The 20,514-nt window shown below is 53.4% G+C and carries 17 protein-coding genes and 1 pseudogene; 12 read left to right on the top strand and 6 right to left on the bottom strand.

Annotation, left to right across the window (positions count from 1 at the left end; genetic code table 11):
- Positions 1-22: 22 nt before the first annotated feature.
- The 4 genes and pseudogenes from CSR04_RS00780 to CSR04_RS00765 all read left to right on the top strand — a co-directional run.
- A pseudogene (locus CSR04_RS00780) lies at positions 23-634 on the top strand (isocitrate lyase/PEP mutase family protein); the annotation flags it as partial.
- A 113-nt stretch (positions 635-747) separates the two neighbouring features.
- Positions 748-1,980, top strand: coding sequence for a TIGR03862 family flavoprotein (locus CSR04_RS00775; RefSeq protein WP_245921266.1), 1,233 nt, complete (start codon positions 748-750; stop codon positions 1,978-1,980).
- Between the two features lie 138 nt (positions 1,981-2,118).
- Positions 2,119-4,371 carry a xanthine dehydrogenase family protein molybdopterin-binding subunit gene (locus CSR04_RS00770; RefSeq protein WP_102794324.1) on the top strand — a complete coding sequence of 751 codons (2,253 nt, stop codon included), beginning with the start codon at positions 2,119-2,121 and terminating at the stop codon, positions 4,369-4,371.
- Between the two features lie 10 nt (positions 4,372-4,381).
- On the top strand, positions 4,382-4,858 hold the full coding sequence (locus tag CSR04_RS00765; protein WP_102794323.1) for a (2Fe-2S)-binding protein: 477 nt from the start codon (positions 4,382-4,384) through the stop codon (positions 4,856-4,858).
- 3 nt (positions 4,859-4,861) lie between these two features.
- On the opposite strand, the gene CSR04_RS00760 is transcribed toward CSR04_RS00765, so the two are convergent.
- Entirely contained in the window at positions 4,862-6,043 is a 1,182-nt protein-coding gene (locus CSR04_RS00760; RefSeq protein WP_102794322.1) for a BaiN/RdsA family NAD(P)/FAD-dependent oxidoreductase, read from the bottom strand.
- A gap of 182 nt (positions 6,044-6,225) precedes the next feature.
- Here CSR04_RS00760 and CSR04_RS00755 point away from each other — a divergent pair, with 182 nt between their 5' ends.
- The gene (locus tag CSR04_RS00755) at positions 6,226-6,621 is read left to right on the top strand and encodes a DUF3718 domain-containing protein (RefSeq protein WP_102794321.1); all 396 of its coding nucleotides are present in this window, start codon (positions 6,226-6,228) and stop codon (positions 6,619-6,621) included.
- 38 nt (positions 6,622-6,659) lie between these two features.
- On the opposite strand, the gene CSR04_RS00750 is transcribed toward CSR04_RS00755, so the two are convergent.
- The 4 genes from CSR04_RS00750 to argE all read right to left on the bottom strand — a co-directional run bounded on the left by CSR04_RS00750 (position 6,660) and on the right by argE (position 9,519).
- The gene (locus tag CSR04_RS00750; protein ID WP_102794320.1) at positions 6,660-7,133 is read right to left on the bottom strand and encodes a peroxiredoxin; all 474 of its coding nucleotides are present in this window, start codon (positions 7,131-7,133) and stop codon (positions 6,660-6,662) included.
- A 104-nt stretch (positions 7,134-7,237) separates the two neighbouring features.
- Positions 7,238-7,651 (bottom strand): methylglyoxal synthase, encoded by a 414-nt coding sequence (locus CSR04_RS00745; protein ID WP_102794319.1) that lies wholly within the window; start codon positions 7,649-7,651, stop codon positions 7,238-7,240.
- 29 nt (positions 7,652-7,680) lie between these two features.
- Positions 7,681-8,358, bottom strand: coding sequence for a hexitol phosphatase HxpB (hxpB, locus tag CSR04_RS00740; RefSeq protein ID WP_102794318.1), 678 nt, complete (start codon positions 8,356-8,358; stop codon positions 7,681-7,683).
- 12 nt (positions 8,359-8,370) lie between these two features.
- Positions 8,371-9,519 carry an acetylornithine deacetylase gene (argE, locus tag CSR04_RS00735; protein WP_102794841.1) on the bottom strand — a complete coding sequence of 383 codons (1,149 nt, stop codon included), beginning with the start codon at positions 9,517-9,519 and terminating at the stop codon, positions 8,371-8,373.
- Between the two features lie 228 nt (positions 9,520-9,747).
- Between argE and argC the strand changes: the two genes are divergently transcribed.
- From argC to CSR04_RS00700, 7 genes are all read left to right on the top strand, one after another.
- On the top strand, positions 9,748-10,773 hold the full coding sequence (argC, locus tag CSR04_RS00730) for an N-acetyl-gamma-glutamyl-phosphate reductase (RefSeq protein WP_102794840.1): 1,026 nt from the start codon (positions 9,748-9,750) through the stop codon (positions 10,771-10,773).
- A complete protein-coding gene (gene argB / locus CSR04_RS00725; RefSeq protein ID WP_102794317.1) occupies positions 10,770-11,540 on the top strand; it encodes an acetylglutamate kinase in 771 nt (256 codons plus the stop codon). The genes argC and argB overlap by 4 nt, the downstream gene beginning before the upstream one ends.
- 32 nt (positions 11,541-11,572) lie before the next feature.
- Complete coding sequence (locus tag CSR04_RS00720; protein ID WP_102794316.1) at positions 11,573-12,487, top strand: ornithine carbamoyltransferase; 915 nt, start codon at positions 11,573-11,575, stop codon at positions 12,485-12,487.
- A gap of 144 nt (positions 12,488-12,631) precedes the next feature.
- Entirely contained in the window at positions 12,632-13,849 is a 1,218-nt protein-coding gene (locus tag CSR04_RS00715; protein WP_102794315.1) for an argininosuccinate synthase, read from the top strand.
- The gene (argH, locus tag CSR04_RS00710; RefSeq protein WP_102794314.1) at positions 13,849-15,234 is read left to right on the top strand and encodes an argininosuccinate lyase; all 1,386 of its coding nucleotides are present in this window, start codon (positions 13,849-13,851) and stop codon (positions 15,232-15,234) included. The genes CSR04_RS00715 and argH overlap by 1 nt, the downstream gene beginning before the upstream one ends.
- Before the next feature lie 13 nt (positions 15,235-15,247).
- Positions 15,248-16,558, top strand: coding sequence for an amino-acid N-acetyltransferase (gene argA / locus CSR04_RS00705; RefSeq protein ID WP_102794839.1), 1,311 nt, complete (start codon positions 15,248-15,250; stop codon positions 16,556-16,558).
- A gap of 46 nt (positions 16,559-16,604) precedes the next feature.
- Positions 16,605-17,525 carry a pentapeptide repeat-containing protein gene (locus CSR04_RS00700; protein WP_102794313.1) on the top strand — a complete coding sequence of 307 codons (921 nt, stop codon included), beginning with the start codon at positions 16,605-16,607 and terminating at the stop codon, positions 17,523-17,525.
- A gap of 32 nt (positions 17,526-17,557) precedes the next feature.
- On the opposite strand, the gene CSR04_RS00695 is transcribed toward CSR04_RS00700, so the two are convergent.
- The gene (locus CSR04_RS00695; protein WP_102794312.1) at positions 17,558-20,131 is read right to left on the bottom strand and encodes a penicillin-binding protein 1A; all 2,574 of its coding nucleotides are present in this window, start codon (positions 20,129-20,131) and stop codon (positions 17,558-17,560) included.
- Positions 20,132-20,514: the final 383 nt, after the last annotated feature.

Raw genomic sequence — 20,514 nt, 5'->3', positions numbered from 1 at the left:
AAAAGGTCAACACGCTCTAACCAGGTCGCTGGGCTATGCAGACGGTAATCAGCTACCGAATAACGAGCTGCTTGACGCAGTTGGGCGTATTCTGAGGGTAAGCCAGGTGCCACTGTCGATAGATATTGAAGAGGGTTACAGCGAGTCAGCCGAACAGGTTGCCGAGCTGGTTGCCGGTTTGCAAGCCTTGGGCGTAGCCGGTATCAACCTCGAAGACGGCACCAAAACCCCCACTTTGTTGGCTGAGAAAATACAAGCCATTCGCCATAAAGTCGGCCAGAGCATCTATATTAACGCGCGCACCGATGTGTATTTGCGGGGGCTGGCTGAAGGGCAAACTGCGCTGGAGATGGCTACCGAACGGCTGTGTTTATACCGTGAAGCCGGGGCCGATGGCGGTTTTATTCCAGGCTTGCAGGATGCACAAACGGCCCGATATTTGGCAGACAGTCTGTCCATGCCCCTTAACCTTATGGTCGCCTCTTCTGAGCCTATCAAGGAATTGTCCAAGGCGGGGATCCGGCGTTTTAGTATGGGCCCTGTGCCTTTTGTGAAGGCTTATCAGCAACTGGTGAATTTGCAGAATGCAGACTATCCGGCGCTGAATTTCGCTGCCATTAACGCGCTGTTTTAAGCTTTCTACGCTTTGCCGCAAGCCAGCGCGGACATTCAGAGCAAGCAATGCGATAATTCCATGCAAATCAATGCACAGGCGGCCTGCGCCGCCTGAATCAGCGGGCGTTATCAGTGCAAAGTAAACAACGGGTGATTATTGTCGGGGCAGGCCCCGCCGGGCTGATGGCAGCTGAGTGTATTAGCCAGGCCGGTTTGCAAGTGCAAGTGTTTGATGCCAAACCCAGTGTCTGTCGCAAGTTTTTGCTGGCCGGTACCAGCGGTATGAATATTACCCATTCCGAACCCTACGGCGATTTTATTCAGCGTTATTATGACAAAGCCAACTGGCTGGATAGCGCTCTGCGCAACTTCGATGCCAATGCACTGCGTGACTGGTGTCGGGGCCTTGGGGTGGAGACCTTTGTCGGCAGCTCGGGCCGGGTATTTACCGAACAAATGAAAGCGGCGCCCCTGGTACGCAACTGGTTAAAGCGCTTGCGTGGGGTCGGAGTAGAGTTTTATATGCGCCATCGCCTGACCGCACTGGACGGCACCCGGCTTGGTTTTGCCCATGAAGGTCAGCAGATTGAGGTAAATGCCGATGCGGTTTTATTGGCGCTGGGTGGCGCCAGTTGGCCTAAGTTAGGTTCAGATGGTAGTTGGCAAACGATACTGGCCGACAACAACATCCAGCAGTCACCGCTGCGGGCCGCCAATTGCGGTATGTTGTGCCATTGGAGTGAATACCTTAAGGAGCATCACGCTGGCAGTCCGCTGAAAAACGTGCTGTTTAGCTTTCGGGCGGGTGGCCAGCGGGTGGAGAAGCGCGGGGAGTGTGTGATCAGTCAAACCGGTATGGAAGGCAGCCTGATCTATGCCTTTTCCAAATACCTACGTGACGAAATAGAAAGTGCCGGTCAGGCTCAACTGCACATCGACTTGCTGCCCGACCAGAGTCTGACTCAGCTTAGCCACAAGCTTGCCAATAAACGCAGTAAAGAGTCCTTCGCCAGATATCTGAAGCGCTGCACCGGATTAACCGGTGTCAAATCCGCGCTGTTATACGAATGCCAATCCAACCCACAGCAGCTTGCCCCCGCGCAACTGGCGGCCTGTATCAAAGCCCTGCCGGTAGGTTTTTTTGCCACCAAACCGGTTGAGGAAGCGATTTCCAGCGCTGGTGGGGTTTGCCAGCAAAGCCTCAGTGCCGACCTGATGTTGCATCAGCTGCCGGGGGTATTTTGTGCCGGGGAAATGCTTGATTGGGAGGCGCCCACCGGCGGGTATTTGCTGACGGCCTGTTTTGCTACCGGTCGACTGGCAGCAGCCGGGATCTGCGATTATCTGCACCAGCCTCGGTTTTAGCTGTAAGCCCAGATGCGGCCAAACAAGTTAAATGGATTTACTTGAGACCAACACCTTGCAGGTGCGATTAGCTGCCTGTTTATTCACCTTCGGCTCTGCTGTTATTGCTGTTAACAAAATGATAACAGGGAGCCAACTATGTCAATGCATACCAAGGGGGACGGGCCGGGCCTGACCCGCCGCCAATTCCTGAAAACTAGTGCTTACGGCGGCGCAATGTTGCTGACCCTTAATTTGCCGGGCAAAGCGCAGGCCAACCAAAGCCCAGGTGCGGCCAGCCAATGGTGCGTGTATGTCAGCATTCGCCCTGATAATTCAGTGCTGATGGCATCGCCGGTGATGGATATGGGCCAGCATATGAAAACCGCCGGTCCCATGCTGTTGGCCGAAGAAATGGACCTGGACTGGTCGTTAATCGAATTTGCCGACAGTTGCCCGGCTTACTTTAAACTGAATGCCGACGGGCAAGCAGAATATGCCTATTCGGATATGAGTACCGGCGGCAGTCATGCGCTGCGGCGCAACTGGGATTATATGCGCCAGGCCGGTGCTACTGTCAGGCGTATGCTGGTGGAAGAAGCTGCGGCGCGCTGGCAGGTCAGCGCTGATGACCTGCGCACCGCCAACAGCTATGTATATCACCCGGATGGCCAGCGACAGTTCAGTTATGGTGAACTGGCTGAACAGGCCGCTGCCCGCCAGGTCAAGCCGCAAGCGGTGCAACTCAAACATAACGATGCCTTTGGTATTATCGGCACGGCCAGAACCACAGTGGATATTCGCCAGATTGTTACCGGCAAGCCCTTGTTTGGGATGGATGCCGAATACCCAGGCATGCTGCATGCGGTGATTGCCCGCAGTCCGTTTATTGACGGCCAGTTGCTGAGTCAGGAGGCACAGGCGGCAAAGCAGGTTGCTGGCGTGCGGCAACTGGTGAATGTGCCGCGTCGAACCGAAGCCAGCTATAACGGTACCACCAAGCAATTGATGGCACCGGGCGTGGCGGTGATTGCTGACAGCTTATGGGCGGCAATGCAAGGCAAACAAGCATTACGGGCCAGATGGCAGGCTGGTGCCGAGGGTAAATCACAGGATTCTGAGGCGCAACTGGCCGAGTTTCACCGGCTGGTCAGTGATGCCGACTATGCCGGACAATCCGGGATCAGTCATAAGGTCAGACTGGCGGAAGGGGATGCCAAAACCGCTCTTGAAGGTGCTGCCACGGTATTGGATGCCACCTATGAAGTACCGCTATTTGCACATTTATGTATGGAGCCATTTAACTGTATTGCCGATGTGCGCAGCGACAGCGCCACTATCGTGGCGGGGCATCAGTTTCCCGATAAGGTGGTAAATGATGTGGCCAAAGCAACCGGTCTGCCTCCCCTTAATATTGAGGTGATTAGCCACCGTATGGGCGGCGGTTTCGGGCGGCGCTGGGAGGTGGATTATGTGCTCGAAGCGGTGTATCTGTCGCAGCAGGTGGGTAAGCCCGTTAAAGTCACCTGGCAGCGCGAAGATGAACTTGAACAGGACTGCTTCGCCCCGGCCATGGTAATGCGGGTGCGCGCCGGTATGGACAAAAGCAATAAAGTTATCGCTTGGCACCATCGCCAGGCCCAAACCCGCGGCGGGGCCAGAGACCGCTGTTTTCCTTTCAAGCTGGTGCCCAATTATCTGTCTGAGCACCTTGATTATCCTTCGCAAATTGCCACCGGTGCCTGGCGCTCGCCCGGGCATCTGCAATGGGCCTTTGCCGCCGAGTCGATGCTGGACGAACTGGCCCATCAGGCTAAGCAGGACCCGCTGGCATTTCGGCTAAAGCTGATGCAACCGCATAAGGCTTACCCACACGAAGGTTTCGGTGGTGAGCTTATTGATTCGGGGCGCATGGCCAAGTGCTATGAAAAGGCGGCAGAGATGGCTGACTGGCAACGCCCGCGGCAAAAAGGAATCGGCCTGGGGATCGCGGGGCACTTCACTTTTGGCAGTTATGCGGCTTTTGTACTGGAAGTGGCCATCGGTGCTGAAAACCGTCTGCATATCCGTCAGGCCTGGGGCGCCATTGACTGCGGTCTGGCGGTTAATCCCAACCATATTGAAAATCAGATGCAGGGCGGTTTTATCGATGGTTTAAATGCCGCACTGTTTAATAAGGCAGACGTGCAGGGTGGCGAGATGGTGACAAAAAATTTCCACCAAATCCACTTTATGCGCTTATCTGAGGCCCCGCCAGATGTGCAGGTCAGCATTATTCACAGCCAGGCCATGCCAACCGGGGTTGGGGAGCCACCCATTGGTCCGGCCGCCGCCGCGCTGGCCAATGCCATTTTTGCCGCTTCGGGTCAGCGGATCCGCCGTTTGCCCATCGCTGATGCCATTCGTATTTAAGGACCAGATCATGACCATACAATTTACCCTTAATCAGCAGACCGTTGAGGTTGCCGAACGTGACAAGGACATGCCGCTACTCTGGTATCTGCGCGAACAACAGGGCCTGAAAGGCACCAAGTTTGGTTGCGGTATTGGCCAGTGCGGAGCTTGTACCGTGCATTATAACGGCATGGCCATGCGCTCCTGCTCTATCACCCTGGGACAGGCTCAGGGCGCAGATATCCTCACCATTGAGGGCCTGGCACCATCTGAAGATAAGTTACACCCGGTGCAGGAAGCCTGGATGGAGATTGATGTACCCCAATGCGGCTACTGTCAGGCCGGTCAGATTATGGCCGCCGCCGCTATGTTTAAGCAGCATCCCAATCCCAGCGAAGCGCAAATAGAACAGGCCATGACCAATATCTGCCGCTGCGGCACTTACGTACGGATTCGCAAAGCCATCGCCCTGGCCGCGGATAAATTGGCCAAAGAGGTGAGTTAGCGACTACACCACCTGGCCGGCTACCCAGCCGCTGCTCCAGGCCCACTGGAAGTTATAGCCGCCCAGCCAGCCGGTGACGTCCATGACTTCGCCAATAAAATACAGGCCGGGAACGTTGTTGGCCTGCATGGTTTTGGATGACAACTGATGGGTGTCTACGCCGCCGAGGGTCACTTCGGCGGTGCGATAGCCTTCGGTGCCATTGGGTTTCAGCGCCCAGTCGGTAAAAGCGCTGGCCACTTGTTCAAGCTGTTTACCCTGGTATTGTTTCAGGGGCTTATTGGTCAGGGCAAAATACTCAAAGGCAATTTGTACAAAGCGTTTGGGGTAAAGCTTACTCAGCGCGGTACTCAACTGTGCATCCGGATGGCTGGTCTGTTCGGCCTGCAGCCAGTCAAGCAGGTTATGTTGTGGTGACAGATTGAAATGGACCGTCTGACCGGGCAGCCAGAAGCTGGATATTTGCAGCACCGCCGGGCCGGATAGGCCGCGATGGGTAAACAAAATATTTTCCCTGAAGCTGGTATCGTCCACCGCTGCGCTGGCATCCAGGGCAATACCGCTAAGTTCTGCCAGTACCTGTTTGTCCTGTTCATGCAAAGTAAAAGGCACCAGACCGGCGCGGGTCGGCAGTACTGTTAAGCCGAATTGTTCCGCCACTTTATAACCGAAGGGGCTGGCACCCAGCTTGGGAATAGACAGGCCGCCGGTGGCTACCACCAGCGATTCGCAGCCGAACAGGCCCTGACTGGTTTGCAATGTGAAGCCGTCAGCGGTTTTTTCTATGTGCTGAATCTCGACCGGATGGCGCAGTTGTACCTTGGCTTTATCACATTCACGCAGCAGCAAATTCAGAATGTCTTTGGCCGAATCGTCGCAGAACAACTGGCCCAGGGTTTTCTCGTGGTAGGCAATACCATAGTCGGCGACTAAGGCGATAAAGTCCCACTGGGTATAACGGCTCAGGGCGGACTTACAAAAATGCGGATTGGCAGACAGATAATTTTCTGCACTGGCGTACATATTGGTGAAGTTACAGCGTCCACCACCTGACATCAGGATTTTACCACCGATGCGTTTGGCGTGGTCCAGCACCAGCACCGAGCGGCCACGTTGACCTGCTTGTGCGGCACAAAACAGCCCGGCGGCACCGGCACCAATTACGATAACATCCAGCTTCAGCAAGCCAATCCTCCCGCTAATTCAGCCCGGCCACAGGGCAGACAAAGATCGCGCGAGTATAGCGAATCTGCCTATCGCATGCGCGTGAAATATTTTTACTAGGTCAACACGCTCTAATTTTCTGGCAAATTTTGTAACTGTCGCTAATCTCTTTCTTGCATATCATCACTTACGGGAAACAAACTATGCAAAAGAGAATCGTTGCTACAGCAGTATTGGCACTGGGCATTGCCATGCCAGGTTGGGCGGATTTAAACGCCGACTTGCAGAACATCTGTACCATTGTCAAAAACAACGACAAATCCGAACTGCGTAAAAAAATGAAAAAAGTCAGGGACGATTACAATCTTAAGCTGGGGGATTACTACGACGGTATCAGTTGTGAAAATCAGAGCCTGATCCGCTATGCCATGATGAACAATTCCGATGATGCCGGCGAATATATGGTCAAATCCATGTCCAGGGGAGATTTAAGCAAGCCGGAAAAAGACGGCCAGACCATTGAACAATGGGCTGAAGCCAATGGCCATTTAAAAACCGCCACAGGGGTTGCCCTGGTGGACAGGCTGAACGCCAACTAAGATCTAGTTCGAGGCGCCAATGGCGCCTCTTTTGCTGGTTACAGCAGGTCCAGCATGGTCTGGGCGTCACTGACCTCAAACATGCCAGCCACTTCCAGGTTGAGCTTCTCCATCACGCCATCATTGACCAGCATGGAATAGCGCATTGAGCGCACCCCACCAAAGGCACCGGTGTCTTTGTCCATACCCAGGGCGATGGTAAAACTGGCATCGCCGTCACCCAGCATAAGCAGCGCTTCGGCATTCTGGCTGTTACCCCAGGCTTCCATCACAAAGGCGTCATTGACAGACACGCAGATAATGCTGTCCACTCCTTTGGCTTTAAGCTTATCGGCCAGGGTGATATAGCCGGGCAGGTGAGCGTTGGAACAGGTTGGCGTAAAGGCGCCCGGGACGGCAAACAGCACAACTTTTTTGCCCTTAAACAGCTCCTGGGTACTGAGCTGTTTGGTTTCGCCGTTTTTACGCAGGCTGAGTACTGCCTGGGGCAGGGATTGACCCACTTGAATCATAATTGGTCCTTGGTTGATCAGTTACATCACTGAGTATTTATCAACTTGCCGCTAAGATCATCTAATAAGAATGCAACTAGCTATAAGACTTTCTTATAACCCTTTTACTTACCGTAATCCGGCATTTTGCGTTGGTGGCTGGCATCCTCAAACAGCGGCGAACTGATCATTAAATCTGCGGTGGCTTCATTACAGGCCACCGGCAAATTCCACACGCTGCACAGCCTGAGCAAGGCTTTAACATCCGGATCGTGGGGCGCCGGGTTAAGCGGGTCCCAAAAGAAAAACAGCGCATCCAGGGTGCCTTCGGCAATTAATGCACCGATTTGCTGGTCACCGCCTAATGGACCACTTTTAAACCTGTGTACCGGCAACCCCAGTGCATCAGACAACAGCCCCCCGGTGGTGCCGGTGGCGACCAGGTTATGCCTGGCCAGAATATCGCGGTGCTTGTGTGCCCATTCGATAAGGTCAGGCTTTTTATGATCATGGGCGACCAGCGCCAGGGTTTTCTGCATAGCTTGTTCCTGCCAAAAGTGGATTATTATCAGGCCGTTTTCTGATTATTAAGCCATTGAAACTGAGACAGTTCCAGTGCCTGTTCCAGTGAATCCAGCAACACATCGGCCATGGTGAATTTCTGCGGGTCTTTGTGGCCTGCTTCCGGCACCGCCACGGTATACAACCCCGCAGCTTTAGCGGCCTGCGCGCCACGGGCCGAATCTTCAAAGGCCATGCATTGCGAAGCATTCAGGGCCAGCTTGTTTAGGGTGGTCAGATACACGGCCGGGTTGGGCTTGCCTGCCACTTCGTGCTCTGCGGAATGATACAGGCTGATATAGTCGCGTAGTTGCAATTTATCCAATACCGCCTCTATCAGGCGGCTCACTGAACCTGACGCCACTGCCAGGGTTAATCCCAGCGCCTTACAACGTGCCAATAAAGTATAAACACCGGGCAGTGCCTGGCCTTTACGCTGCACTAACTCGATTACCCTGTCTTCCAGGCGCCGCGCCACATCACTGACATCCTGCCTGTCGAGCTTGAATTCGTTATACCAATATTGCACGACTTCTTCGGTACTCAGGCCGGTAGTCTGAAAGCACATGGACTCGGTCAGGCGTATTCCCACCGTGGCAAACACTTCCTGTTCGGCCTGACGCCACAAGGGCTCAGAATCGATTAGCAGGCCGTCCATATCAAAAATTACTGCTTGTAACTGCAAAACGTCTCTCCGTTATTTCAAACAGACTTGGCCAATCAGATGGCGCAATAAATTAATGGTCGGATTCACATAATCCAGGGCAATAAATTCATCCGGTTGATGGGCCTGGTCAATGCTGCCTGGCCCCAATACCAGGGTGTCGCAGCCCAGTGAACTGATAAAGGGCGCTTCGGTGCAGTAGTTGGCGCTGCTGGCTTTAAAGCCGGTAAATTGTTCGGCCAGGTCAAGCAGCGAGGTTTCGTGACGGCTGGCAAAAGACGGCACCGTGTCATACATTAGTGCCCGGCTGATTCTGCCTGGGTAAGCGGTCATAATCGGTGCCAGGGCCTGATCAATGCGGCTGATAGCTTCTGCATCACTCAGGCCGGGCACCGCGCGCAAATCAAAATTCAGGCGGCAGTGGCCACAAATCCGGTTTTCGCCGTCACCACCATGAATATGCCCCAGGTTCATGGTGGTTTTGGCCACGCTGAAGGCCGGATCCACATACTGCGCGGCCAGTTGGTCGCGCAGTTTCATCAGTTCACCCACGGCCTGATACATGATCTCTATGGCATTAACCCCTTTATCCGGATCGCTGGAATGACCTGCCTTGCCCGTGATGTCCAGGGTATGGGCCATATGGCCCTTGTGCTTGCAGATAGGTTTAAGGCCGGTGGGTTCACCGATAATGGCCATATCCGGCTTGATCAGTTGCTGCTGGGCGAAAAAACGTGCACCGGCCATGGAGGTTTCTTCATCGGCGGTGGCCAGAATGTACAGGGGCTTGGTTAATTTATTTAGCGGTATCTCGCGCAGGGCCTCCAGAATAAAGGCAAAAAAGCCTTTCATATCACAGGTGCCCAGGCCATAGAGTTTGTTGTCTTTTTCGGTCAGTTTAAAGGGATCAAACTGCCAGCGGCCTTCATCATAAGGCACAGTATCTGAGTGCCCGGCCAGCAGTAAACCGCCTTCGCCACTGCCAATTCTGGCCAGCAGATTGAATTTATGCCTGGCGTCCGGTACTGGTTGAATACTTATGTGGAAGCCGAAATCCTCCAGCCAGGCCCCCAGCATCTGCAACAAAGGCAAATTGCTTTGGTCGATTTTTTCATCGAATGCACTGATGGTCGGATGTGCGATGATTTGTTTGTAAGCGTCCAGAAATGGCGGCATTTTCATAATAAATTCACAAAATAAATATGCACAATTGTTGAATAAATATGTGTTTGGTGGCAAAGTATCTCACAATTCATACTTTAGTGCATCCAGAACCCTAAATGCAGCAGAATTTGCAGCCTTCTTTCTTAATTCTCGCCCGGCGACGACATTAGCCTTTGTCCCGCTTTCGCGGGCTTGTCATTTGGTTTTGCTACACTTGTTGTCTTTAACACACTGAAAATTCTGATCATGATTAAAACTTGTATTGTTGGAGCCAGTGGTTACACCGGAGCCGAGCTGGCCGCCTTAGTGGCGAAACATCCGGGATTTGAACTTGCTGCATTGTTTGTTTCCCAGGGCAGTCAGGATGCGGGTAAAAATCTGAGTGCGCTCTACGGGCGTTTTAGCGGCTTGCTGGACATGCCGCTGCAGCCCTTGTCTGAAGACAAGCTGAGCGAGCTGGCGCAGAATTATGATCTGGTGTTTCTGGCCACACCCCATGAAGCCAGTCACGAATGGGCGGCCACCCTGAGTGCAGGAAAAGCAGTGGTTATGGACTTGTCCGGTGCATTTCGCCTGAAAGACAAAGATATCTTTGCCCGTTTTTACGGTTTTGCCCATGAACAACCGCAATTGTTGCAGGAAGCGGTATATGGTCTGGCGGACTGGCATGCAGACAAGATTGCCAAGGCCAGGCTGGTGGCCGTTCCGGGTTGTTATCCCACCGCGTCGCTGACGGCGTTAAAGCCTTTGCAGGTAGCCGGGCTGCTGGATGAACAACAATGGCCGGTGATTAATGCGGTATCCGGCGTCAGTGGCGCAGGGCGCAAGGCCGCCTTAAACAGCAGTTTTTGTGAGGTCAGCCTGCAAGCTTATGGTGTGCTTGGGCACCGCCATCAACCTGAAATTTCCGCCGAACTGGGGCGTCAGGTGATCTTTACCCCGCACCTGGGTAATGTTAAGCGCGGCATTCTGGCCACCGTCACGGTCAAAGTAAAAGCCGGTGTCACTGCCAGTCAGGTTGACGAAGCCTATCAATCTGCCTATCAGGGCAATCCTATGGTGCGGATACGCAACGCCTGGCCAAAAATCGATGAAGTGGTCGGCACCTGTTATTGCGATCTGCACTGGAAACTGGATGAAGCGTCAGGCCATTTAGTGGTGACCAGTGCCATCGACAACCTGCTCAAAGGTGCCGCAGCGCAGGCGCTGCAATGCGCCAATATCCGTTTTGGCTTCGCGCCAGAAGCCGGTCTGGCGGAGAAAGTCCTATGAAGCCATTAATTGTTAAAGTCGGCGGTGCCTTTATTGGGGATGCTAGAGCGGCCAAGGCGTTACTGGATGTGCTGGCGCAGTTACAAAAAAGTCGTCCGGTACTGCTGGTGCATGGCGGCGGGCCGATTGTTGAAGAGTGGATGCAGGCACTGAATCTGAAAACCGTCAAAATTGACGGTTTGCGGGTCACTACTCCTGAGCAGATGCCCTATATCGTCGGCGCACTGGCGGGCACCGCCAATAAGCAACTGGTGGCCCAGGCCATTGCCTGTGGACTGAATCCGGTGGGCCTGGCTCTGACCGACGGTGCCATGGTCAATTGCCACCCCATGGATGCCAAATATGGCGCGGTGGGGTCGGTGACGCCGGGCAATGCCATGTTACTGAAGTTGTTGCTGAGTCAGGACTTCCTGCCGGTAATCAGCTCTATTGGCGCCGATCAGAGCGGGCAACTGTTAAACGTTAACGCCGACCAGGCCGCCACTGTGATGGCGCAATTGCTACATGCTGAATTGCTGCTGTTGTCTGATGTGGCCGGGGTGCTGGATGCCGATAAACAATTGCTGAGTGAACTTAGCGCCGCACAAATCCGTGAGCTGATTGATGCTGGCGTTATCCGCGACGGTATGACGGTCAAAGTGGAAGCGGCACTGGCCGCCGCCAAGGACATTGGTCTGCCGGTAACCATCGCCAGTTGGAAACAACCTGAATCTTTGTTGCGGCTGGCCGACAATCAGTCGGCCGGCACGCGTATTTATCCTGACTGAACACCCAATCCGGGGAAACTGGGGACGTACCTATGAAAAAGGATCTGCTGACTTTTGCTGATTGGAGCAAAGCAGAACTACTGAGCCTGCTGAAGCTGGCTCAACAGACTAAGCAAAGTCCAGCCGACTATCGCAAGGCACTGGATGGCAAAGCGGTTGCGGCACTGTTTGAAAAACCTTCGTTGCGAACCCGGGTCAGTTTTGACATAGGTATTAATAAACTGGGTGGCCATATGGTGTACCTGGACAGTCAGGCCGGTAAATTGGCCGGGCGTGAGGATGCCCGCGATATGGGGGCCAATTTGGCCTGCTGGGCCGACGCGATCGTGGCACGGGTATACAGCCATAACACCTTGGTGCAAATGGCAGAAGCGGCCAAGGTGCCGGTCATCAATGCGCTATGTGACTTGTATCACCCCTGCCAGGCGCTGGCAGATTTTCTGACCGTGCAAGAGGTGCTGGGGGATGTCAGTCAGTGTCGCCTGGCCTATATTGGTGATGGCAATAATGTCAGTAATTCATTGTTGCTGATGGGGGCCATACTGGGAGCGGATATCCGCGTGATTACGCCAAAGGGCCACGAGGTAAAAGGGCAAATTCTCGACCAGGCGCATAGTCTGGCGCAGCAAAGCGGCGCTAAGATTGTTGCCAGCACTGATTTGGATGCGGCCAAAGGTTGTCAGTTCCTGTATACCGACACCTGGTTGTCCATGGGCGACACCACGCCGCTGGCTGAGATTAAAGATAAGTTCCAGCCGTTCCAGTTAAATCGGCAACTGATGGACAGGTGCGGGGCGGATTACGCTATGCATTGCCAGCCTGCCCATCGGGAGTTGGAAATTACCAGTGAACTTATTGATGGTGAGTGTTCACTTTTGCTTCAGCAAGCAGAAAACAGAATGCACGCCCAGAATGCGATTTTAATCAGCCTGCTGACTGCACATTAATTTGCTGCAGTGAATGCGTATATTCGGTATCTGAAAAGATATTGAATAGGGCAGGAAAATCATCATCGCACTTTTTATTTTCCGTCCCAGAATAAGGGCATCAATCCGGGTCTGGGCGGTGGCTAAAATTAAAGGAAAAACAGAATGTCAAAGTCTCAAGTGAACAAAGTGGTATTGGCCTATTCTGGCGGTCTGGACACTTCCGCCATCATTCCTTGGCTGAAAGAAAACTATGACTGTGAGGTGGTGGCCTTTGCTGCCGATGTAGGGCAGGGGGATGAAGAGCTGGAAGGCCTGGAGCAAAAGGCCCTGCGCAGTGGTGCCAGCGAATGCCATATTGTTGATTTGAAAGAAGGCTTTGTTGCCGACTATATCTACCCCACTGTGATGACCGGTGCGGTTTACGAAGGTCAGTATTTACTTGGCACCTCCATGGCCCGTCCCATCATCGCCAAGGCTCAGGTGGAAGTGGCGCTGAAGGTCGGTGCCGATGCGCTGTGCCATGGTTGTACCGGCAAGGGCAATGATCAGGTGCGCTTTGAAGGCGCGTTCGCCGCACTGGCGCCGCAATTGAAAGTGATTGCACCCTGGCGCGAATGGGATATGCATTCCCGTGAAGATCTGCTTGCTTATCTGGCTGAGCGCAATGTGCCAACCAGCGCATCCGCGACCAAAATTTACAGCCGCGATGCCAATGCCTGGCACATTAGCCACGAAGGTGGTGAGCTGGAAAACCCCTGGTGTGAACCAACCAAGCAGGTCTGGACCATGACAGTGGATCCGGAAGATGCACCTAACCAGGCCGAGCGTGTGCAACTTAGCTTCGATCAGGGCCGTCTGGTTGCTGTCAACAATGACAAGCTCAGCCCTTATCAGGCGCTTACTAAACTAAACCAGTTGGGTGCTGCTCATGGTGTAGGTCGTCTGGATATCGTCGAAAACCGTCTGGTGGGTATGAAGTCCCGAGGCTGCTATGAAACGCCGGGAGGCACGATTCTGATGGCCGCCTATAAGGCGCTGGAACATCTGGTGCTGGACAAGAGCGCGCTGAAATTCCGTGAACAGCTGGGCCTGGAATTTTCTCACCTGGTGTATGACGGTCGCTGGTTTACACCGCTTAAGGATTCTATTCTGGCCGGCGCGCAGGCTTTTGCCGCGCAGATTACCGGTGATGTGGTGGTGAAGCTCTACAAGGGGCAGGCCACTGTCGTGCAGCGTCGTTCACCTAACTCTTTATATTCCGAAGATTTTGCCACCTTTGGTGCGGATGATGTGTATGACCAGAGTCACGCCGAAGGCTTTATTCGTTTGTACAGCCTGGCCAGCCGGATTAAGGCGCTGAAAGACAAGGGCCAAGCCTGATGGCTTTGTGGGGCGGACGCTTCCAGGGCGGAAGCAGTGATATGTTCCGGCAGGTGAATGATTCCCTGCCCTTCGATCAACAGCTGGCCAGCCAGGATATTCGTGGCTCTATCGTCTGGTCGCGGGCTATCGCCAAAGCCGGGGTGTTAACCACGAGCGAGCAGCAGCAATTGGAGCAGGCTTTAAACGGCCTGCTGGCTAAAGCCGAGGCCGGTGAACTGGATTTTGCCGCCAGCAGCGAGGAAGACATTCACAGTTTTGTTGAAGCCGCGCTAACTGAAGAGCTGGGTGACATTGGCCGTAAATTGCATACCGGCCGCAGCCGTAATGATCAGGTTGCGACAGATTTTCGTTTATGGGTGCGTGAACACTGCCAACAGTTGCAGCAGGATCTGCTGCAACTAAAAGCCGCGCTGGTCAAATCGGCCGAACGCCATAAACAGGTGATTTTGCCCGGCTACACCCATTTACAGCGCGCGCAGCCGGTGCGCTATCCGCACTGGTGTTTGGCCTATGTGGAAATGTTTAAGCGCGATATCAGCCGCATGGCAGATTTGCTGACGCGTATGAACCAATGCCCGCTGGGCAGTGGGGCGCTGGCGGGTACAGTGTATGCCATCGACCGCCAGGATATTGCCGAGCAACTGGGTTTTGACAGCCCCTGCCACAATAGCCTGGATGCGGTGTCAGATCGTGACTATGTGCTGGAACTACTATTCTGCGCCAGTACCAGCATGATGCACCTGTCGCGAATGGCTGAGGATATGATCTTCTTCAATTCCGGCGAAGCGGGCTTTTTGCGCCTGGGTGACAATGTCACTTCTGGTTCTTCATTAATGCCACAAAAGAAAAACCCGGATGCGCTGGAACTGATACGCGGCAAATGTGGCCGGGTATTTGGTAGTTTGCAGGCGTTGCTGGTCACCATGAAAGGCCTGCCACTGGCCTACAATAAGGATATGCAGGAAGATAAAGAGGGGGCATTTGACGCGGTAAATCAATGGCATATCTGCCTGATGATTGCCTGCGAAGTGGTAGACAGCGTTGAGCTGAACACCGAGCGTTGTGCTCAGGCGGCCCGGGAAGGCTATGCTAATGCAACAGAACTGGCGGATTATCTGGTGGGCAAGGGGGTTCCGTTTCGTACTGCGCATGATATTTCTGGTCAGGTGGTGCTGGCCGCCCTGGCCCAGGGTAAAGCCATTGAAGAACTGAGCCTGGCAGAATTGCAGCAGCATTCGAAGCTTATTGGTGACGATGTATACCCCGTGCTGCAACTGGACTATCTGGTGGATAAGCGCAATATTCTTGGTGGAACCGGTAAAGGGCCTGTGTTTGCAGCCTTGGACAGGGAACTGGCCGAGCTTGCCAAGGCGCGCGATTAAGGGAGACTATCTGGTGGTGCTAGCTGAATCCGACAATGTAAAACTGTTCCGTCAATCGGCGCCTTACATCAATTCGCACCGGGGTAAAACCTTTGTGCTGATGTTTGGCGGCGAAGCGGTGGAAAACCCCAATTTTGCCAATATCATCAACGATATTGCCCTGCTGAACAGCCTGGGCGTGAGGTTGGTGCTGGTGCACGGGGCCAGGCCGCAGATTGATCAGCGCGAAGCCCTGCGCAACCGTCCGCTGCGCTTTCACAACGATGTGCGCATCACCGACAAGGAAACCATTGAGTCGGTCAAAGATGCGGCCGGTTCGGTGCGTTCCCAGGTGGAAGCCTTACTGACCATGGGGCTGGCCAATTCGCCCATGCACGGTGCGCAGATCCGGGTATGTTCAGGCAATCTGGTGGTGGCCATGCCCATGGGCGTGCGTGAAGGGGTGGACTACGAGCTGACCGGACTGGTTCGTCGCATTGATGTCAGCGGTATTAACGACCACCTAAACGACGGTTCTATAGTGCTGCTTGGTCCCATGGGCTATTCACCCACGGGTGAGGTGTTCAATCTGTCTCATGAAGATGTTGCCACTCAGGCCGCCATTCATATGAAGGCAGAAAAGCTGATCGTGTTCACCGAAGAAGATGGCCTGCTGGATGAAAACGGCACCCTGATCCGCAACCTGGATCGTAACCGTTTGCAAAAACAGATGGACAGGCCACACGAGATTCGCACAACCAATATTCTGGCGGCCATTGCTGCCAGTCTGGATGCTGGCGTCAGTCGTTGTCATTGTGTCAGTTATCAGCGTGACGGTGCCCTGCTGCAGGAGCTGTTCACCCGTGATGGCGTGGGCACCCTGGTATCTCATTATTACTACGAGCAATTGCGCCAGGCCACCATTGATGATGTGGGCGGTATTCTGAAGCTGATCAATCCGCTGGAAGAAAAAGGGGTGCTGGTGAAGCGTTCCAGAGAGTTACTGGAAAGCGAAATAGACAGGTTCACTATCATTGAGCGCGACGGCATGATTATCGCTTGCGCGGCCCTTTATCCTTACGCCGATGAAGGGGTAGGTGAACTGGCTTGCGTGGTAACTCACCCGGACTATCGCGGTTCCAACCGCGGCGAACGTATGATGAACGCCATTATCGAAAAAGCCAAGGACTTGGGGCTGAGCCGGATTTTCGTGCTGACCACCGTCACCGGCCACTGGTTCCGGGAGCAGGGCTTTTTGCCTTCCTCGGTGGATGAACTGCCAGAAGGTAAAAAACGCTTATATAATTACCAGCGAAACTCCAAGGTATTGATGCTGGGGATTTAATCTGCCCGTAAGTTGTCGGGCCACCGATTATTGTGGGGGCTGGACTATGACCAATACAGCTTCGCCTGTGAATGATGAGGCGTGGAAGAGTGGCGAACTTGCCAGCGCGCCACAGGTTAAAACAATGCTGGAAGCCAGGGCCAGAACCGGGCAGACCATGCGGGGATTTCAACTGACCAGGGCTGACCTTGAAGGCCTGGATTTGGTTAACGCCGGGGCAAAAACCGGTTTTCGACTAATCCAGGCTGATCTTTATCGCGCCAATCTGCGCAATGCACACTGTTTTATGCTGGATTTGTCCGGCTCCTCGCTGATGAAAGCCGACTTACAGCATGCCAATCTGCACTATGCAGATTTACGCGATTGCAATTTATTAGGTGCCAGACTATCCCACGCCCGCATCGAACAGGTGAATTGGGGGACGGAAATTATTCAGGAACGCCAGGCCCGTCAGGCTAAGAGCAAAGACATTGCGCGGGACTACTATCAGCAAGCCGAAGAAACCTATCGCAATCTGCGCAAGGTCTGCGAGGAACAGGGCCTGTTTGAAAATGCCGGGCGTTTCTTTCAGCGTGAAATGGTGGTGCGGCGGATGCTTATGCCGAGATACTCTGCCAAACGTCTGGTTTCCAAACTAGTGGACCTGTTTTGTGGTTATGGAGAACAGCCAATACGGGTTATGTTGTTCTCGCTGTTGGTGATTTTTACCTTCAGCCTGTTGTTTGTGCTGCTGGGAATACATAATGGTGAGCATCTGATGGCATTCGCCTGGCAGCAGGACTGGCGCACCAACTTAAACGCCTATTTCACCAGCTTATATCTGAGTGTGGTGACATTCACGACACTGGGCTATGGTGATGTCACGCCATTTGGCATCACCCGTACCCTGGCCGCCATTGAAGCCTTTATCGGCAGTTTTACGCTGGCTTTGTTTGTTGTGGTGTTTGTTAAGAAGATGACCCGCTAGGCTAATTGCCATACCCAGAAGGTCAACAGTCCTTAGAAGATATCTTCACTCTCCTGCACTGGCGTATCCTGTTCAAAGGGATCGATAAATTCCTCATCATCCACATATTGAGTGGGTTCGGTGCCCTTAATGAAGTACTCGAATCTGGACGTATGATCGGTGCGCTGGGTGAGTTTTCCGCTGGTGCGGTCTATGCGCACAGTGACTATGCCCTCTGGTACCGGTGGGTAATTCTCTGGCACACCTTCCAGTGCTTCGCGCATAAAACGGATCCAGGCAGGTTGCGCCACTCTGGCGCCGTCTTCGCCACCTACCATGGCATTGCCCATCCAGTTAAACTTCTGCGGATTCAGGTTGATAAGATACTGGTTGCGGCTGGTACGGCCAAGTGAGCGACTCATATCGTCAAAACCGACCCAGGCAGTAGCAACCAGATTGCCTCCCATACCACTGAACCAGGTGTCCTTGGAATCGTTCGTGGTACCGGTTTTTCCTGCCAGATCATCCCGTGACATCAAATTGTTGGCTCGCCAGCCAGTACCCTGCCAGTATGTCTTCTTAGACCAATTGCCCCCACCACTGATGGCGGTGCTCATCATTTCGCGGGTTAGAAAGGCGTTCTGGCGGGAAATTACCGCAGGGGCATAATTAGGTTGCGGGGGCGGTTCAAGCTGCTCTGTTTGCTCAGCAGCAGTGACAGACGCGTCCTGCACCGGTGCGCTTGGCAGAATAGCGGGTGGTGCAACGGCTGGGTCAGCCTGCCAGAGTGTTTCCCCAAATTCATCGTCAATCCGCTCAATAACATGGGGGGTGACCAAAAAGCCACCATTGGCAAATACCGAGAAGCCGGTCACCACTTCCATTGGCGTCAGGGATGCACTGCCCAGGGATAAAGACTCATCGCGGGGCAGATCATTGGGATTAAAACCAAATTTGGCCATATGCTGAATGACATTATCTATGCCTACGCCACGCAACAAACGTACCGATACAACGTTCTTAGATTTGCCCAGGGCGACCCGCATACGAATGGGGCCGTCATACACTTCTGGCGAGTTTTTCGGCCGCCAAACCACACCAGACTTTCTGTCCCATTGGTTAATGGGCGCATCATTCATAATGCTGGCCAGAGTAAAACCATTATCCAGGGCTGCCGAGTACACAAAGGGCTTAATATTGGAGCCCACCTGGCGCTTGGCCTGCGTAGCCCGGTTGAACTGGCTCTGGTAAAAACTATAGCCGCCAACAATAGCTCTGACCGCGCCGGTGATTGGGTCCAATGCCACAAAAGCACCGCTGGCATCGGGGAATTGCGACAATTGCCAGATAGCCGTTTCCTGATTAAACCGTATCCATACCAATGCGCCCGGCTTAACAATGTCGGCAGCGGTTTTGGGCTCTTCGCCCTGACTGGTGTCACTGACAAAAGGTCTGGCCCAGGCTAAGCCATCCCAACTGATGTCCAGGTATTGGCCCTGCTGGTTAAATACCCGGATCTGTTGTTCTTCTGTTGCCGTGACAATGGCCGGTTGCAGCGGCTTAAAGCTTGGCTGAGTGGCTAAAAATTCCAGCATCTGCGCCTCTGTCCAGGCAGGATTCTGGCCCTGTTCCTGATCTTGGGTAACATGTTGCCAAAGCTGTTGTTGCGGACCACGGTAGCCATGTCGTTCGTCGTAATCGTGCAGGTTGCGAATGGTGGCCTGCTGAGCTAATCGCTGAAGGTTGGATGGTACAGTGGCATACACCTGGTAGCCGCCAGTTTCTGCTTCTTCCTTACCGTAGCGCGCCACCATCTCGCTATAAATCATGTCGGCCAGGTACGGTGCATCCAACTCAATTTCAGCGCCATGCTTCTTGGCCTGGATATCTTCATTGGCAGCCTGCTCAAATTCTGCGCGGTTGATATAGCCTTCGTCCAACATCCGCGCCAATACCACACGGCGACGCTCTCTTGAGCGGCTGGGGTTACTGATGGGGTTTAACACCGACGGTGCCTGGAACAGTCCGGCAATAGTGGCTAGCTGGGCCAGGCTTAAGTCGCGAATATCTTTACCGAAGTAAACCTGAGCGGCGGCACCGACCCCAAAGGAGCGATGGCCCAGCTCAATTTTATTTAAATACAGCTCGAGGATCTCATCCTTGCTCAGCAGTTGTTCGATATGCCAGGAAATAAAGGCTTCTTTTATCTTGCGCATCCAGGCTTTGTCGCGGGTCAGGAAGAAGTTTCTGGCCAACTGCATGGTGATAGTACTGGCACCCTGGCCCTTTTCACCCGTCAGCACCAGATTGACAAAAGCACGCATTACGCCAATGGGGTCGACGCCGGGATGTTCATAAAAACGCGAATCTTCGGTAGCCAGAATGGCCTGCTTCAGACCTTCAGGTATGTCTTTTAATTCCAAAGGTATGCGACGTTTGACCCCGTACTGTGAGATCAACTGACCATCCTGTGAATATATTTTCATCGGCGTTTGTAGCCTGACATCCTTCAGAATGGCAACACTCGGCAGCTCGGGCTTGATGTAAAAGTATAGCGCTGTCAAAGAGATAGCTCCCAACACCGCCGAGCAACAGATAAATAAAATAAATGGTTTGAGGTACTTCACAAATTTATGCTTTCAGAGCATTTCCAAAGAAATGGCTTATATTTTATACATAGTCGCCGTTTTTCTCATCATGCGCCTTGAAGGCCTTTGCATGGTAAGTGTTTCCGCGCTTTTCCATGTATCCGAACTTTGGTTGTAGTGTCAGTTATGGTGTCAGTTTGGATTTTCTGCGGAACTTCATTTCTTTGAAATTCCGTGATCCTCTCTGATCCTCTGGTGATCATCTTAAACGGTCAGTTTCGACACTTCCAGCCCTTTATATTTCGGGCTTCTCTTGATTTTTTGATTTCCAAGGCCGCGATCCAAAAACCGACAATTAACACAAAAAGCCGGCAGGCGTGGTGGAGTGAATTTTAGTGGGGGGTAGAGGCAGCCCCCGGCTT

Source organism: Bowmanella denitrificans, assembly GCF_002887595.1.
In the GTDB taxonomy this organism is placed as follows: domain Bacteria; phylum Pseudomonadota; class Gammaproteobacteria; order Enterobacterales; family Alteromonadaceae; genus Bowmanella; species Bowmanella denitrificans.
This window is presented reverse-complemented; position numbering and strand designations above follow the sequence as displayed.

Excerpts from the sequence above, each read along its gene's own strand:
- CSR04_RS00770 (WP_102794324.1), top strand. The coding sequence starts at position 2,119 with ATGTCAATGCATACCAAGGGGGACGGGCCGGGCCTGACCCGCCGCCAA.
- CSR04_RS00765 (WP_102794323.1), top strand. The coding sequence starts at position 4,382 with ATGACCATACAATTTACCCTTAATCAGCAGACCGTTGAGGTTGCCGAA.
- CSR04_RS00755 (WP_102794321.1), top strand. The coding sequence starts at position 6,226 with ATGCAAAAGAGAATCGTTGCTACAGCAGTATTGGCACTGGGCATTGCC.
- CSR04_RS00750 (WP_102794320.1), bottom strand. The coding sequence starts at position 7,133 with ATGATTCAAGTGGGTCAATCCCTGCCCCAGGCAGTACTCAGCCTGCGT.
- CSR04_RS00745 (WP_102794319.1), bottom strand. The coding sequence starts at position 7,651 with ATGCAGAAAACCCTGGCGCTGGTCGCCCATGATCATAAAAAGCCTGAC.
- argE (WP_102794841.1), bottom strand. The coding sequence starts at position 9,519 with ATGAAAATGCCGCCATTTCTGGACGCTTACAAACAAATCATCGCACAT.
- argC (WP_102794840.1), top strand. The coding sequence starts at position 9,748 with ATGATTAAAACTTGTATTGTTGGAGCCAGTGGTTACACCGGAGCCGAG.
- argB (WP_102794317.1), top strand. The coding sequence starts at position 10,770 with ATGAAGCCATTAATTGTTAAAGTCGGCGGTGCCTTTATTGGGGATGCT.
- CSR04_RS00720 (WP_102794316.1), top strand. The coding sequence starts at position 11,573 with ATGAAAAAGGATCTGCTGACTTTTGCTGATTGGAGCAAAGCAGAACTA.
- CSR04_RS00715 (WP_102794315.1), top strand. The coding sequence starts at position 12,632 with ATGTCAAAGTCTCAAGTGAACAAAGTGGTATTGGCCTATTCTGGCGGT.
- argH (WP_102794314.1), top strand. The coding sequence starts at position 13,849 with ATGGCTTTGTGGGGCGGACGCTTCCAGGGCGGAAGCAGTGATATGTTC.
- CSR04_RS00700 (WP_102794313.1), top strand. The coding sequence starts at position 16,605 with ATGACCAATACAGCTTCGCCTGTGAATGATGAGGCGTGGAAGAGTGGC.